Genomic DNA, 16,001 nt, shown 5'->3' with positions numbered 1-16,001 from the left:
TAGATTATGAAAAGGCCCATCAAAAGATGGTTACGTGTGTCTAGAATTTTAGTGGTTATTCAGTAAGTTGCACACCTATGTAAAATCTTCCTTTATATTTTTTAGGATTACGATAATAGTTTTCAAAATCATTTATCTGTGAATAAAATGATTGCCTCTCATGAATTTCTAATGAAAATAATCTAGCACTGTATGTGGTATGTGCTTCTTCATATCTATTATTTTGTAAATAATCGGGAAGTAATCCAATATCATTAGTTCTTGCCACAAATGCCTCCCACGGCGCACCCCAAAAAAAATAGCTAAGTCAATCGAATTGGGTATCCGACTTTCGGGAGCAAACCTAGACTTAGCAAACTGAATATAAACGATATAAAACTATATTTTTGTATCTATTGGCATTACTGCGACAAGTCTTGTCACTTAGCCAATTTTGCATATTTAAAATTGATTACATCATTGCTTAAAAGCTGCTGAGTGAAGTCATAAGGACTTATAAAGCTGTGCTGATTTGCCTCTAAGTAGTCACTCCACCAATTCAGCATAGCTTTCCGTTCTTCTAAGTATTCGGCTTGATGCGTATAAGCTAAACGTACTTGGTCACGTTCTTGATGGCTCATTTGCTTCTCTACTGCTTCTGTTTGGAATAGTGTGCTTTGTACCAAGGCAGAACAAGCCATACCCCTAAAACCATGCCCGCATATCTCGTTATCCGTGTCATAACCTAAACGGCGCAAAGTATTATTGATTGTTGTTTCACTGATAAAGCCTTGAGGGTCGCCATTCTTAGGAAAGACATTTTTAGTCATGTGGCTGTAGATATGAATCTCATTAAGAATTGAAACGACTTGAGGCGATAAAGGTATCAGGTGTTCAGTTTTCATTTTTGCACCACGATTAGAAAACTTCTGCCCCTCAATGAGTTCCCGCTCTGGTGGTATCGTCCATATCCCTTTTTTAAGGTCGAACTCAGTCCAACGAGAAAAACGTACCTCACTAGAACGCGCAAAGGTATGTAAGGTAAACGCCGTGCATAACCTTGTTAACGGGTAGCCAGTATCATTGTTTAATCTCTGTAGTAATTCAGGCAGTCGTTCAAGTGGTAATTGTGGATAGTGTTTTGCCTTATTGGTCTTAACAAATACATCCTTTAAAAAATAGGATGGGTTTTCTTCTAATAAACCTCTTGAGATTGCATAAGCAAAAATGGCACTAAATCTCTGTCTTGTTTTCTTGAGTACCTCTGTAAATCCTTTTTCCTCAATTGACCGCAAAACCATAACTAAATCTTTTGGCTTCACTTCATCAATAGACTTGTCCCCGATCAAGGGGAATACATAGTCCTCTAAATTTCTTAATGCTTTGTTTGCGGTATCAGGTATCCATCTGCCTGTATTGCTATATTCCTTATGCCAGTCGCGGGCTATGGCTTCAAAACTAAATGAATTGTCCTTTTTATACTTTTGGATTTCTTCATATTCAATGGGGTCAGTCCCTTGTGCCAGTAGTTGCTCATAACTACGGCGCTTATCCCTTGCTGACTTTAGGCTTAATGCGGGAAAGTTCCCCAATGTCATCAATCCATCTTTGCCATTGGCTTTTTTATATTTATATCGCCACACCTTAGTGCCGCTTTTTCGTACAAACAGAATTAAGCCCTGTCCATCATATAAAGAATAGTCTTTATCTTGTGGCTTGGCGCTTGTGCATTTGGAATCTGAGAGCGGTGTTATGTGCTTAGCCATAGTCGGAATAAGGATACAAAAGTAGATAGAATCGAATATATCCTCATATATATCCTTATAACTTGCAACTATATCCTTATTTATTTTGTTATGTTCTGCTATGTTTTATTGCAAAGCATTGTATTTAAAGGATTTCAGACTGTGTTTTTGTATGTTCTGCTATTGATTTGGTGCGCTCAGCGGGACTCGAACCCACGCCACAGGCTTCGGAGACCTGTACTCTATCCAGTTGAGCTATGAGCGCGCGTGCACATCATAACAAAAAAAACCATAAGGTAAAGCAACTATATATAAGTCTTTATTTTAGTGCTCAGACTTTAAACAATGCTCCATAATTGCAACAGAGAATTCCTCCTTATTTACTTGGTTTATTAGCAAAGATCACTCACAATACTCACACTATTCACCATGTGAGAAATTCATGACTGATGCATTGACCTTGAGAGACGTATCTAAAACTTACCGAAATGGTTTTCAAGCATTGAAAGGTATCAATTTAACTGTACCTGAAGGTGAGTTTTATGCACTCCTCGGACCCAATGGCGCAGGTAAATCGACCACCATCAGCATCATTAGTTCACTTACCAAAAAAACCTCCGGTACTGTTGAAATTTTTGGCCATAATCTAGACACGCATCCATCTGAAGCTAAACAATGCTTAGGCGTTGTACCGCAAGAATTCAACTTTGGTCAGTTTGAAAAAACCTTTGACATTTTAGTGACTCAAGCCGGTTATTACGGCATTCCAAAAAAAATTGCGGAACAACGGGCTGAGCAATACTTAGAAAAGCTTGGTCTTTGGGATAAACGTGCCATTCAAGGACGTATGCTTTCTGGCGGGATGAAACGCCGTCTAATGATTGCCCGTGCCATGATGCATCAACCTAAATTGCTTATTCTGGATGAACCGACTGCGGGTGTAGACATTGAATTACGCCGTTCAATGTGGGACTTCCTTACCGAAATGAATGAAAATGGCACTTCTATTATTCTGACTACGCATTATTTAGAAGAAGCAGAAATGTTGTGTCGTCGCATCGCCATTATTGATCGTGGTGTAATTAAAGAAGATACCAGCATGAAATCTTTCTTGAATCAGCTGAGTGAAGAATCCTTCATATTCGACTTAGTTGAACCGATTCAACCCATTCATATTGAAATTATTGGTGTGCGTTTCAATTTAATCGATCCTGTCACTTTAGAAGTCACCATGGACAAGGCACATACCGTGAATGAATTATTCCAGCTTATGGAAGCTCAAGGCATTCAAGTCCGCAGTATGCGTAATAAATCGAATCGCTTAGAAGAACTGTTTGTGAAAATGGTCGAAAAAAATCTTGATGGAGCAGCGCAATGAACATTAATCAACTCAGTGTTGCGCTGTATACCCTCGTGCATAAAGAAGTGCGTCGCTTTATGCGTATCTGGCCACAGACCCTGTTACCCCCTGCCATTACCATGAGTTTGTACTTCGTGATTTTTGGTAATCTGGTCGGATCTCGTATTGGCCAAATGGGCGGCTTTAGCTATATGCAGTTTATTGTGCCCGGCCTGATTATGATGGCAGTAATTACCAATAGCTATGCCAATGTATCTTCCAGTTTCTTTAGTGCAAAATTTCAAAAAAGTATTGAAGAGCTGATCATGAGTCCTGTGCCACTGCATATGATGCTTTGGGGCTATGTGATTGGTGGTGTGTGTCGTGGCGTCTTGGTCGGCATTCTTGTGACTGCCATGAGCATGTTCTTTACTGACTTATATATTACCAACTGGTTTGTGACGATATATACCGTTTTGATTACCTCGTTGTTGTTTTCACTCGGTGGACTGATTAATGCGGTTTATGCGAAATCTTTTGATGATATTTCGATTATCCCCACTTTCGTATTGACTCCACTCACCTATTTAGGTGGTGTATTCTATGCCATTAGTGCTTTAAGCCCATTTTGGCAAAATCTCTCTTTAATTAACCCGATCGTATATATGGTCAATGCTTTCCGTTTCGGCATTTTAGGTCATAGTGATGTCAATGTTTCAGTTTCATTAAGCATCATCACCTTATGTTGTGTGGCACTTTACGGGGTAGCTTACTATTTACTTTCTCGTGGTTCAGGAATGCGTGAATAATGAGTGTAGAACATTCTCTTCTAGGTAAAGACACCAATTATCCAACAGAATATCAACCCGATATTCTGTTTCCAATTGTACGCGCTCAAGCCCGTGAAAAATATGCCCATGTTGAAGGTATTCAACAAGGCCAAGACTGGTGGCATGTTTTTGAAATTTCTTGGTTAAATGCAGCTGGCATTCCTCAGGTGGCGATTGGCCGTATTACCTTGCCGGCCTCTTCACCAAACCTGATTGAATCGAAATCATTAAAGCTCTACTTTAACAGTATGAACTTTACCAAATTCGATTCAAAAGATAGTTTCATTGCGACCGTTGAAAAAGATTTATCTGCGGCGGCAGGCGCGACGATCACCCTGACTTTATTCCAGCCCGATGGTCTAGAGATTACCCAACCGGATGGGATCTGTATTGATGATTTAAGCCCAGAACGTTTAGAGAACCATCCAGATGCAAGTTTATTAAAATTAGATGCAGAAAATAGCGAACAAGTTGAAGTGCAACTGTATTCACATTTACTGCGCAGTAACTGTCCAGTCACAGGACAGCCGGACTGGGGCACGGTTTTTATTCGATATCAGGGTAAAAAACCTTGTTATCGCAGTATTTTAGCTTATATTATTTCTTACCGTCAGCATAATGGCTTTCATGAACAGTGTGTGGAACAAATGTTTGCCGATATCTGGCAAAACCTGGGGCCAGGAAAACTGATGGTATATGCAACCTATACACGTCGTGGTGGATTAGATATCAATCCTTGCCGTGTATCCGATGCGACATGGATGCCTCGCCCCATTCGTTTGGCGCGACAATAAAATGAAGAACATTGAGGTTTTTTAACATGCCATTTTTTGGGTTTATTCCTTCTGCAGAATTATTAAGCAGTATTCAAACCGCTCAAGGAAAGAAAAATTCCAGCGAACCGCTTTATCCTTTACGCGACAAAACAGCATTGTTGATTAATGAAGAAATTATTGATGCTATTTTGACCGAGCTTGTGCGTCGTTTTCCAGCCAGTGATAAGCGCGACACTGCTGAAAAACTAGCAGGTTATATCAAATCAACTGTTGCTGTTTTATTGAAACAGTTGATGAGTAAATCTTCAAATGATGTGGTCAAGCAATCGATTGAGTTTTCTGAAAAAAGCTTATTTAAAGATGCGGAAGGCAATTTCCGCGTAGGCGAACATTTAGATGCCAGTTTGGTGACCAATCTTAAGCAAAGTTATGCCGAAATTAAAGCGGGAAATGACATTAACAAGGCAGCGCTCACTGAATCGTATAAACAGTTTGCTGAAGCCACTGTGCGTCATTTTATGAGTGACTTTAACAAGACACTCGATTTAGGCATGATCAAGCGTAAAGCGGCTGATCTTGGAGCTGCAGCAGTGACTAAAGCAGTCCATATTGCAGTGGATAAAATCATTCCAAATCTCAATAAAGCCGAGCTTCGGGCACTTGCGGAATACCACGACACCTTATTTCATGCTTAAGCATTTTTAAACTATAGAAAACCTAGCTATGGCTAGGTTTTTTTATGCAAAATCTTGATATAAATTATCCAAATACAGATAGATGTGATCATTGTGTTCAGATTGGTCTAGCGCAAAAATATTTCATTCTGCTGCTCATAATATAGTTTCCTAGCTCATTGGGACCTTTTAAGCATCAACCTGTTGTTGTCTAAGTGTTCATTTTTATAGTTGCAGCTTATTCTTCTCTTTATTGCTAAAAGTATTTCTGAAGTTTATCTCGCCTTTTTCGCCCTTCTTTTTATCTTCTCATTTTTTAGTTTAATTCGCCTTTCCTCATTACTGAATTAAGTATATACCTCGGACATCCGCTTCATATTTAATACAAGTAGTGCTGAACTGAAAAAGTTAGAAAATTTGCATATAGCTGACTAATGGGCACTCAGAATTAAGATCCTTAAATTGAGTTTTTTTCAGCAATATTTTTATACTGTTTTAATCAAATTAATTCAGTGCCTTATTGGTGGGAATTACACTAACTTTTGCCTTATTTTTCTTTCTTGGTCAAGGAACAATATCGAGTGGATCAAAATAAAAATATGCCATGACTTTATTTTCGCCATAAAGCTGATGTCCTAGATTCAAGCGGAAGTATTATTTACTTAATAACCTTCGAATTAGCAAGATTTCAGTGAAAGATTTTTAGCATGCTTTTTATCAACCTACTTTTGCCTGATGGTCATCTCGATTTCATAATTGCCATTTATTCTAAAAGATGGAGTTTTAGTGGCTGATTTATTTTAGTTCTTTTATATTTCGCTATTATTACTCAGACTTTACAAACCTCGTTAAGTTACTGGCACAATTATGAGTGATTTTACCTGTGAACAACCTAGGTTTGTCTTTTTTTGTATATGTAATTGTTGTAGTAGCCTCAGTCAATGTTATCTTAACCATTTGAAAAATTCCGTTATCTTTCACGAGATGGATGTTCAATCCTTATATTTGTAATAGCGGCTTTTAGCGTCGTGATGTCAATTCACACACACTGATTATGTTTTTGGAACTTTGAGTAATATGTTAAATATCAACTTTTATAACAAAATTAAACGTCTTCCTTTACTTATCGGTGCATTTTGCATCACCAGTTTCTGTCAAGCCAACGATTTTTCTAATCACCCTTCTTATAACAGCTTTAAACAAAAAACCATGCAAACTTATGGCATAAGTGCAGAGCAAGTTGATTGGGCCATGAATGGCTCAAAAAACCTTCCTAATATTATCAATATTATGAATCGCCCGGGTGAAAGCAAGCCCTGGTACCAATATAAAACCAACTTCATGGCTGAAAGCACCATTCAGCGTGGTGTACGTTTCAAAAATCAATATGCCGACACTTTAAACCGTGCTGAACAACAGTTCAGAGTACCTCAGGCGGTGATTCTAGGTATTTTAGGGGTAGAAACAGGTTTCGGTGCCAATAAAGGCAACTTCGTCACCCGTGATGCATTGGCAACTTTAGGGTTTGGTTATGAGCGCCGTGCACAATATTTTCAGGATGAACTCTCTGCACTAATTGCATGGTCATATAAAGACGGTGTTCCAACCAATTCAGTAACAGGTTCTTATGCAGGTGCAATCGGCTACCCTCAATTTATGCCAAGTAACATTCCCAAGCTAGGTGTTGACTATGATGCTAACGGACATATTGATCTTAGAAATTCAGCGGTAGATGCGATTGGTTCGATTGCCAATTATTTGGCTCAACATGGCTGGCAACGCAATCAACCCATCGGCTTTGCGGCACGCTATACAGGAAATAATCCAGAATCGATTATCGCTAAAGATTTAGAACAACCCACCCCTTATGGAGTATTAAAGAATCAAGGGGTTACACCAATAAATCCTATTGTAAAAATAGATGACCTGGATATGGTGAATATTATTCAGCTTCAAGATAGTTATGCACCAATTTATTATATAACTTATCCTAATTTTCAAGTAATTACGACCTATAACAAGAGTCGCATGTATGCCACGGCAGTGTGGCAATTAGGCACAGAAATCGCCAGTCGTTGAGACTGGCTTTTACCAAAAATAACCAAAGTCAAGATTTTATTTTGCAAAATAGCGCATAAAACAGGCATTTTAAATAACATGTTACAATATTGATTATTTTTTAATCAGAAAACGTTATATTTCTGTCCTTTTTGTAATATTTTCAGGTAAAGAGTAGACAGCTTTAGCATGGCATGAATATTATCCATCTCGTCAAATGTAGTTGCAAAAGAGAATTAACAGACCGGTTTGCGAATATTTCAAGTTTTTAAATGAAATTAAGTCAATGGTCTTTAGGGGTTTAAGAATGCATTCATCAGTTAAATATATTTTAGCTTTAACGACCACTTTTGCTCTGAGTCAGTCTCAAGCAGAATTGGTTCAGTCATCATTCAGTACAGATAATGACAACTCTCGCTTGGCCACACGTGTGCTAAATAAAGACGCTCAAAATTTCAATTCGCACTTCTCAAATTTAAATAGTCTTTCAATCACTGAGCGTTCTGGCGATAAAATCCGTCGTCAAACCATTGCAGCAAAAATTGAAATTCCTGAAGACGAGCCTTCAGTGATTGAAAAGCTAAACACTGTTGCATCGAATACAGTTCGTAAATTTAGCCAAACAGGTGCAGCATCTTGGTACGGTCGCCAGTTTCATGGTCGTAAAACAGCAAGTGGTGAAACATTCGATATGAATGCCATGACTGCAGCTCATCGTAGCCTGCCATTGAACTGCTATATTCGCGTAACCAATAAAACTAACGGCAAGAGTGTTGTCGTAAAAGTAAATGATCGCGGCCCATTCCATGGCAACCGAGTTCTAGACTTGTCCTATGGTGCTGCGAAACAGTTAGGTATTACTAACGCAGGTACTGCGAAAGTAAATATTGAACGTGTTGATGGGCCAAATTCATAAGATGATGCTCAACTCCTGATACATTTGACTTAAAGGGCCACGTAATGTGGCTTTTTTTATTACCTGAAAAAACTTTGTTTTAAGCTTCTTCTTAGTGTTTAATAAATACAGCGTATTAATAATGATAAGAGTTGAGGATGAATATATTACCGAAAACCCAAAGACGCCATATCCCTCACTTGATAGCCCAATGCATCATTTCAGCAGTCCCACTCACTTTGCTTGTTGCATGCTCAAACTTACCTACCGCACAATATAAACCTGTTCAAGAAAAAGCGTCTCATACTCTCTTGGTTTATGGTGGTCCCATTTTGACCATGGAGGGAATGCAACCGACCTATGTCGAAGCCTTACTGATTCAAGCAGGTCATATCCAGTTTAGTGGACAACTTCAACAAGCACGTAAAATTGCCCCTCAAGCGCAGCAACTTAATTTAGAACAGCGCACGGTCATCCCCGGTTTCATCGATGCACATAGCCATGTCAACAGTGTCGGCTTACAACAAACGGTTGCGAATCTTTATTCTCCCCCAGATGGAGTGGTGACCGATATCAACTCGCTCATTGTTGCCATGAAAAGCTGGCAACAGCAAAATCCCGAATTTATTCAGGCAACATCAGGCTGGATTATGGGCAACGGTTATGATGATGCTCAACTCAAAGAGAAACGCCACCCAACAGCAACAGAACTGGATCAGATCTCTAAAGATCAACCCGTCTTAATCTTGCATCAGTCTGGACATCTAGCATCGGTCAATCATAAAGCTTTAGAAATACTTAACATCAATGCAAAAACACCCAATCCATCCGGTGGCATAATTCGTCGGATGAATAATTCCATGGAGCCAAATGGGGTGCTTGAAGAAAGTGTTGTTTTCAGTGCCATGATGCAGGCTTTTAAAAATGTCCCACCCGATGTGATGGAAAAGATGGCACTCACGGCTATTCAGACGTATATCCAAAATGGTTACACAACCGTTCAGGAAGGTCGTGCGGATGCAGGAACCAGTGAATTATGGCGAAATTTAGCCAAACAAGAAAAACTACCGATTGATCTGGTGTCCTACCCCGACATCATTAATGAAAAAGCATACATGCTTAAGCATGGCACGAGTCGCAGCTATGATCATCATTTTCGTATAGGCGGCGTTAAAATAAGTTTGGATGGCTCACCTCAAGGCAAAACGGCTTGGCTAACGCAATCCTATTTAATTCCACCAGAGGGAAAACCAAAAAGCTATTCAGGCTACCCAGCTTTTCCTGAAAACAAAACGGTACAAGATGCCATTAATTTAGCCTTTGAACACAAATGGCAAATACTGGCCCATGCCAATGGAGATGCTGCAATTGACCAATATTTAAATGATATTGATACTGCAACCAAACACTATCCAAAATTAGACCGACGCAATGTCATTATCCATGCACAAACGATGCGTGAAGATCAGTTAGACAAAGCCAAATCTCTCGAGCTCATTCCATCCTTCTTTTCGTTGCATACCTACTATTGGGGCGACTGGCACAGAGAAGAAACCCTAGGCGTAGAACGGGCGAATCGTATTTCACCGACAGGCTCTGCTTTACGCAAAGGCATTTTGTTTACCGAACATCATGATGCGCCGGTTATTCCACCTCGTAGCATGATGACGCTGGATAGCACTGTAAACCGCGTTACACGCAGTGGCAAAATACTGGGTACCGAACAACGCGTCAGCCCTTATATTGCCTTAAAGTCACTCACCGACTGGGCGGCTTATCAATATTTTGAAGAAAATAGCAAGGGAACTCTAACGGAAGGAAAGCTGGCTGACTTTGTAATTCTGAGCGACAACCCTCTGGCTGTTCCGAGCAATAAAATTAAAGATATAAAAATACTCGCAACTTATAAGGAAGGTCAGCAGATTTATCAAAATCCCAGATTTAAAAATATAGAGCTTAAATCGCCGTGACACACCTGGTATACGGTTTCAGATTTAACCGCATATTCTGTTTATTTAAAGTGAACGAGGCTGAGCTACCAACTCCTTTGACCCTTCCCTCGTTCTGGTTTATATTTAATTTGAATAAAAATAAGTCTGTGAAACTTAAATCCCGCCGGAGTGGAGAATGAAAACAATAACCGAATGGCTAGATGAATACAGTGACAGCCATCAAGACAAAACCAATAAAGCCATTCATTGGGTCTGTGTGCCTGCAATCCTTTTTTCAATCATTGGAATTCTTGCTCATTTCAGTGCGTTACTTACCGCCCTGATATTAGTATTAACTTTTATTTTTTATGCGCGCCTTGATCTGGTACTTGCTGTTGCAATGGCAGCTTTGCTTTTTGTCATGGCGTGGCTTATTTTTATCTTACCTGTGGGTGCCGGTTTTTATATCGCAGTTTTTGTTTTGGCCTGGATTGGACAGCTTTACGGGCATAAAATCGAAGGTAAAAAGCCTTCTTTCTTTAAAGACCTCCAATTCCTCCTCATTGGCCCAGTATGGTGTATGGATGCCTATTTAGGTAAATTGATACCTAAATGGAGAAAACGCCAAAAATCGCAACTGATAGCGATTTAAACACCCTTATCACTTTAGCCTTTCGAAGAACCTTTATTGATAGGTTCTTCCTTTATACTTTAACCAACCATCGGCATGAGTTTTCTGGGGATCATGATGAGTCCAGTGAATTACCCCACCTTGCTGACTGTATTCATATTCACCATAAAATTGCACAATTTCGCCCTTTTCCAAGTCATCTAGGCGTGGGCTTAAGTCAATATTGTGCGCAACTAAAACCGTTTGCCCATTACCAAGCTCCAAAATGAATTTTTGATGACGTGAACCATCATTATCATCACGCAAAATAGCTTTCACTCGCCCACTGGATTGGACTTGAATATCACTTTTTTGTTCTCGAAATGCCTGTTGAATTTTTTCATCATCATTTTGAGTGGGCAAATTGAAGGATTGCGATTCTACAGATGCTTTTTGATATTCGGTTTTCGAGAAAATTTCAGTTTGTGGTTTTGAATTGCTGAGCGGTTGATTAGAAGAGCTCTGCTGCTCTTGTAAATCAATTCCAAAGTATGCGGCTATTAAGACGATAATAACTGCGCCAATCCCCAGATTGGTTTTATTCGCCATTTTGTCGTTCCTCAAAGTTTAAGGATCTTCACACACCCCCTCTTCATAAAAAAAGCCCCAAATGGGGCTTTTTTCACAAAACATCTTTACCTAAGGGCAAAATTATTTTGCAGCAGCTTGAGCAGCAGCAACTTCTTCAGCGAAGCTCATTTCTGCTTTCTTCTCAATACCTTCACCTACTTCAAAGCGAACGAATTGAGCAACTGTAGTAGCAGTTGATTTAAGAACGTCAGCAACTTTCTTGTCGTTGTCGATTACGTACATTTGACGCTCAAGTACAACTTCGTTCAAGTATTTCTCAACTGAACCAGTCACCATTTTTTCAACGATATTCGCTGGTTTACCAGATTCTACTGCTTTCGCTTCAGCAATTTCTTTTTCTTTAGCGATAAGATCAGCAGATACGCCTTCAGCATTTACAGCAACCGGATTGAACGCAGCAACGTGCATTGCAATACCTTTACCAGTCGCAGCATCACCTGTGTAAGACACAACAACACCGATTTTTAAACCGTGTTTGTAAACTGCAAGGTTTTCGCCTTCAACAATTTTTGCACGACGTACTTGGATGTTTTCACCGATTTTTTGAACAAGAGCAATACGCGCTTCTTCAACAGTTTGGCCATCTTCAAGTTTCAATTCAGCAATTTTAGCAGCATCAGTCTCGCCAGCAGCAAGCGCAGCAGCAGCAACTTTAGCAGAGAAACCAGCAAAGTTTTCGTCTTTAGCAACGAAGTCAGTTTGGCAGTTTACTTCTAAAAGAAGTGCTTTATTACCTTCTTGAGCAATCGTGATCGCGCCATCAGCAGCAATATTACCCGCTTTTTTAGCTGCTTTTGCCTGACCAGATTTGCGAAGGTTATCAATCGCTAATTCAACATCACCATTCGATTCTGTTAATGCTTTTTTACATTCCATCATTGCCAAACCAGTACGGTCGCGCAATTCTTTAACCATGCTTGCTGTAACTGCAGTCATGTCAATCTCCTAGATTCGGTAGAAAATGAATTCTTTTTTAACAGAAACGGCCCATAGGTCTCCCATGGGCCGTCTGCATACATGACGCTTACATTGCCACCATCACATGTCGCAAAAATGACAAGCTTGCGTCAAACGCATTAAGCCTCAGGAGCTTCTTTAGCTTCTTCGCCTTTTGCTTGAGCATTTGCTTGTGATTGAGCATATTCTTTACCAGCAAGAATCGCATCAGCCATAGCAGAAGCATACAAAGTAACTGCACGGATCGCATCGTCGTTACCAGGAATAACGTAATCTACGTTATCTGGGTTAGAGTTTGTATCAACGATACCAATTACAGGAATACCAAGGTTTTTAGCTTCTTTAATCGCGATTGATTCGTGGTCAACGTCAATTACGAATAATGCGTCAGGTAAACCACCCATGTTTTTAACGCCGCCTAAAGCACGTTCAAGTTTTTCCATCTCACGAGTACGCTCTAAAGCTTCACGTTTAGTAAGCTTAAGGAAAGTACCGTCTTGAGATTGAGTTTGAAGGTCTTTTAAACGGTTGATTGATTGACGAAGAGTTTTCCAGTTCGTCAACATACCACCTAACCAGCGGTGATCAACATATGGTTGACCAGCGCGTTGCGCTTGTTCACGGATGATGTTAGATGCAGCACGTTTAGTACCAACGAACAATACTTTGTTCTTTTTGCTAGCAAGATTGTTAACAAAGTTCAAAGCATCATTTAACGCAGGAACAGTGTGTTCAAGGTTAATGATGTGAATTTTGTTACGCGCACCAAAGATGTATTCACGCATCTTTGGATTCCAGAAACGAGTTTGGTGACCAAAGTGCGCGCCAGCTTGAAGAAGGTCGCGCATGCTTACGTTGTAATCTGCCATTTTCTTTACCTTAAGTTTGGGTTAGGCCTCCATATATCCGCATTCTCCACCTCGAAAGGCACCCAGAGAAATGTGTCGATATATGTGCGGATTTTGTTGCCCCATCCAGCAAAGCCCGTGAAATTTATTCACGAAAAAGCATTTGATAAAATGGGCGGCTATTTATACCATAGTCCCATACAAATTTCCAAAAGTTTTTAGAGATCATGAACAGTACTTACGAAGCTCCACGTCGACTCATTAAAACCCCTGACGAAATTGAAAAAATGCGTGTGGCGGGACGACTGGCGGCAGAAGTCTTGGATATGATCAAACCGCATGTTGTTCCAGGGGTGACGACCCTTGAGCTTGATACGATTTGCCATGACTATATTGTCAATAAACAAGATGCCATTCCAGCATGTTTAGGTTACGGTGCAGCGCCTGGTCGTCCTGCATTCCAGCATGTGATCTGTACATCTGTGAACCATGTGGTGTGCCACGGCATTCCATCTGACGCTAAGATGCTAAAGAAAGGTGATATTTTAAATATCGACGTGACTGTCATTAAAGACGGCTACCACGGCGACACTAACATGATGTATATCGTGGGCGGTGAAACCTCAATTTTGGCTGGCCGCCTGTGTAAAGTTGCTCAAGAAGCCATGTATCGCGGTATGGAAACGGTTAAACCGGGTTCAACCATTGGTGATATTGGTCATGCTATTCAAAAGTACGTTGAATCCGAACGCTTCAGTGTCGTACGTGAATATTGTGGTCATGGTATTGGCACCGTGTTCCATGACGAACCTCAAGTGCTTCATTACGGTCAACCGAATACTGGTATGGTTCTGGAGGAAGGTATGACCTTTACCATCGAACCTATGGTGAACGCTGGTGTTTGGCAAACCAAATTATTAGGTGATAAATGGACCGTGGTAACGAAAGATCATAAGTTGTCTGCACAATACGAACACACGCTTTTAGTTACCAAAACTGGTGTTGAAGTATTGACTGCCCGTCCTGAAGAAGACTTGTCGCGTTTTATGTAATTATTTTTCATATAATTATTATATTTAAATCACATCTTAAAAATGGCTACTTCTATGTAGCCATTTTTATGGTTAAGCTTTTTTCTGCTTCAGCGTAGTGCATCCTAAATTTTAAAATCCTTCTTAAATTTAAATTCTTTAGTTATTTTATATTCTTATAAAAACATAAAATCGGATTAATCAAGGCCGTAACCATCAACACCATCTATTTCAAAAAACTATTTTTTTTCATATCGTATATTTCTTGCACCCCTTTCTGCGGTTTTTTAGGCTAAGATAGTGTGCTTTTTTATTTTTTAATCCCTATAAGAAGGAATACTGCCGTGGACGTACGTCTCTCTGATCGTGTCAATGCCATCAAACCGTCCCCTACACTTGCTGTGACCAATAAAGCTGCTGAACTTAAAGCGGCTGGTAAAAACGTAATTGGTTTGGGTGCAGGTGAACCAGATTTTGATACCCCGCAACACATCAAAGATGCAGCAATTACTGCGATTAACAACGGTTTTACCAAATATACTGCTGTTGACGGTACTCCTAGTCTTAAAAAAGCGATTATCGCGAAATTTAAACGCGACAATAATCTTGACTATGCAGCAAACCAGATCCTGGTTTCTTGCGGTGGTAAACAATCCTTCTTTAACTTGGCACTTGCTTTGTTAAACAAAGGTGATGAAGTCATCATCCCTGCGCCATACTGGGTAAGCTATCCAGACATGGTGATTATCGCTGAAGGTGTTCCAGTTGTTGTTAAATGTGGTGAAGAACAACGTTTCAAAATCACACCAGCTCAATTAGAAGCAGCAATCACTGACAAAACCCGTTTAGTGGTGCTTAACAGCCCATCCAACCCTACGGGCATGATTTACACTAAAGCTGAATTAGAAGCTTTGGCTGATGTTCTTCGCAAATATCCAGAAGTATTTGTTGCTTCAGATGACATGTACGAGCCAATCCGTTGGGATGACGAGTTCTACAATATCGCAACTGTTGCTCCAGACCTGTATGACCGCGTAATCGTACTGAATGGTGTATCTAAAGCTTATGCAATGACTGGCTGGCGTATTGGCTATGCAGCGGGTCCTGCTAAATTGATTGGTGCAATGAAAAAAATTCAGTCTCAATCAACTTCAAATCCAACTTCGATTTCACAAGTTGCTGCTGAAGCTGCATTGAATGGTCCTCAAGACGTACTTGAGCCAATGATTGAAGCATTCAAACGTCGCCATGACTTGGTTGTGAAAGGCTTAAACGACATTAACGGTATCACTTGCTTACCTGCTGATGGTGCGTTCTATGCTTACGCTAATATCAAACCGTTAATTCGTGCTAAAGGTTTAAAATCTTGCACAGAATTCTCTGAATGGTTATTGGAAGAAACAGGTGTTGCTGTAGTTCCTGGTGATGCATTCGGTTTAGGCGGTTTCATGCGTATTTCTTATGCAACTGCTGATGAAGTACTTGTAGATGCACTTGCTCGTATTAAGAAAGCTGCTGATTCAATCGAAGGCGTAGATGCTGCGATTGCTTCAATTGCTGCTGAAAAATAATCTGCTTTTTATAAAGTAAGATTAAAAAACCCGCTCTTGAAGCGGGTTTTTTAATAGCTCAAATTTCATATAGCACCCAATACTGGGTATATAGGAAAAACCTTCA

Annotated in this window: 15 protein-coding genes and 1 tRNA gene; 10 read left to right on the top strand and 6 right to left on the bottom strand. The window is 40.0% G+C overall.

What is annotated here, in order from left to right; translation table 11 throughout:
* Window positions 1–55: 55 nt before the first annotated feature.
* The 3 genes from AC3CAU_RS08360 to AC3CAU_RS08350 all read right to left on the bottom strand — a co-directional run bounded on the left by AC3CAU_RS08360 (window position 56) and on the right by AC3CAU_RS08350 (window position 1,989).
* Complete coding sequence (locus AC3CAU_RS08360; RefSeq protein WP_447054277.1) at window positions 56–268, bottom strand: hypothetical protein; 213 nt, start codon at window positions 266–268, stop codon at window positions 56–58.
* Between the two features lie 151 nt (window positions 269–419).
* The gene (locus AC3CAU_RS08355; RefSeq protein ID WP_447054276.1) at window positions 420–1,745 is read right to left on the bottom strand and encodes a tyrosine-type recombinase/integrase; all 1,326 of its coding nucleotides are present in this window, start codon (window positions 1,743–1,745) and stop codon (window positions 420–422) included.
* A 168-nt stretch (window positions 1,746–1,913) separates the two neighbouring features.
* Window positions 1,914–1,989 (bottom strand) — tRNA-Arg (locus AC3CAU_RS08350).
* Window positions 1,990–2,166: 177 nt separating this feature from the next.
* On the opposite strand from AC3CAU_RS08350, the gene AC3CAU_RS08345 reads away from it, so the two are divergent.
* The 8 genes from AC3CAU_RS08345 to AC3CAU_RS08310 all read left to right on the top strand — a co-directional run bounded on the left by AC3CAU_RS08345 (window position 2,167) and on the right by AC3CAU_RS08310 (window position 10,879).
* Window positions 2,167–3,102, top strand: coding sequence for an ABC transporter ATP-binding protein (locus tag AC3CAU_RS08345; RefSeq protein WP_131213526.1), 936 nt, complete (start codon window positions 2,167–2,169; stop codon window positions 3,100–3,102).
* Window positions 3,099–3,872: an ABC transporter permease gene (locus tag AC3CAU_RS08340; RefSeq protein ID WP_447054275.1), complete on the top strand. Its 774-nt coding sequence runs from the start codon at window positions 3,099–3,101 to the stop codon at window positions 3,870–3,872. Before AC3CAU_RS08345 ends, AC3CAU_RS08340 begins: the two co-directional genes overlap by 4 nt.
* A complete protein-coding gene (gene queF, locus AC3CAU_RS08335) occupies window positions 3,872–4,687 on the top strand; it encodes an NADPH-dependent 7-cyano-7-deazaguanine reductase QueF (protein ID WP_447054274.1) in 816 nt (271 codons plus the stop codon). Before AC3CAU_RS08340 ends, queF begins: the two co-directional genes overlap by 1 nt.
* A gap of 26 nt (window positions 4,688–4,713) precedes the next feature.
* Window positions 4,714–5,364 (top strand): hypothetical protein, encoded by a 651-nt coding sequence (locus tag AC3CAU_RS08330; RefSeq protein WP_131213532.1) that lies wholly within the window; start codon window positions 4,714–4,716, stop codon window positions 5,362–5,364.
* 1,056 nt (window positions 5,365–6,420) lie between these two features.
* Window positions 6,421–7,422, top strand: coding sequence for a lytic murein transglycosylase B (gene mltB / locus AC3CAU_RS08325; RefSeq protein WP_447054273.1), 1,002 nt, complete (start codon window positions 6,421–6,423; stop codon window positions 7,420–7,422).
* 286 nt (window positions 7,423–7,708) lie between these two features.
* Window positions 7,709–8,317, top strand: a complete 609-nt coding sequence (locus AC3CAU_RS08320) for a septal ring lytic transglycosylase RlpA family protein (protein ID WP_131213536.1) — start codon at window positions 7,709–7,711, stop codon at window positions 8,315–8,317.
* Window positions 8,318–8,454: 137 nt separating this feature from the next.
* The gene (locus AC3CAU_RS08315; protein ID WP_447054272.1) at window positions 8,455–10,266 is read left to right on the top strand and encodes an amidohydrolase; all 1,812 of its coding nucleotides are present in this window, start codon (window positions 8,455–8,457) and stop codon (window positions 10,264–10,266) included.
* 157 nt (window positions 10,267–10,423) lie between these two features.
* Window positions 10,424–10,879, top strand: coding sequence for an Mpo1 family 2-hydroxy fatty acid dioxygenase (locus AC3CAU_RS08310; protein ID WP_447054271.1), 456 nt, complete (start codon window positions 10,424–10,426; stop codon window positions 10,877–10,879).
* 33 nt (window positions 10,880–10,912) lie between these two features.
* On the opposite strand, the gene AC3CAU_RS08305 is transcribed toward AC3CAU_RS08310, so the two are convergent.
* From AC3CAU_RS08305 to rpsB, 3 genes are all read right to left on the bottom strand, one after another.
* Window positions 10,913–11,446, bottom strand: a complete 534-nt coding sequence (locus tag AC3CAU_RS08305) for a DUF3465 domain-containing protein (protein WP_131213545.1) — start codon at window positions 11,444–11,446, stop codon at window positions 10,913–10,915.
* 102 nt (window positions 11,447–11,548) lie between these two features.
* A complete protein-coding gene (tsf, locus tag AC3CAU_RS08300; protein ID WP_131213548.1) occupies window positions 11,549–12,424 on the bottom strand; it encodes a translation elongation factor Ts in 876 nt (291 codons plus the stop codon).
* 140 nt (window positions 12,425–12,564) lie between these two features.
* On the bottom strand, window positions 12,565–13,314 hold the full coding sequence (gene rpsB / locus AC3CAU_RS08295) for a 30S ribosomal protein S2 (protein WP_131213551.1): 750 nt from the start codon (window positions 13,312–13,314) through the stop codon (window positions 12,565–12,567).
* A gap of 206 nt (window positions 13,315–13,520) precedes the next feature.
* Here rpsB and map point away from each other — a divergent pair, with 206 nt between their 5' ends.
* Window positions 13,521–14,345 carry a type I methionyl aminopeptidase gene (gene map / locus AC3CAU_RS08290; protein WP_131213553.1) on the top strand — a complete coding sequence of 275 codons (825 nt, stop codon included), beginning with the start codon at window positions 13,521–13,523 and terminating at the stop codon, window positions 14,343–14,345.
* 323 nt (window positions 14,346–14,668) lie between these two features.
* Entirely contained in the window at window positions 14,669–15,895 is a 1,227-nt protein-coding gene (locus AC3CAU_RS08285) for a pyridoxal phosphate-dependent aminotransferase (RefSeq protein ID WP_131213555.1), read from the top strand.
* Window positions 15,896–16,001 lie beyond the last annotated feature (106 nt).

It is taken from the genome of Acinetobacter sp. GG23 (assembly GCF_057766365.1).
The sequence above is the reverse complement of the archived record's forward strand: the minus strand, read 5'-3'. Positions and strand labels throughout refer to the sequence as shown.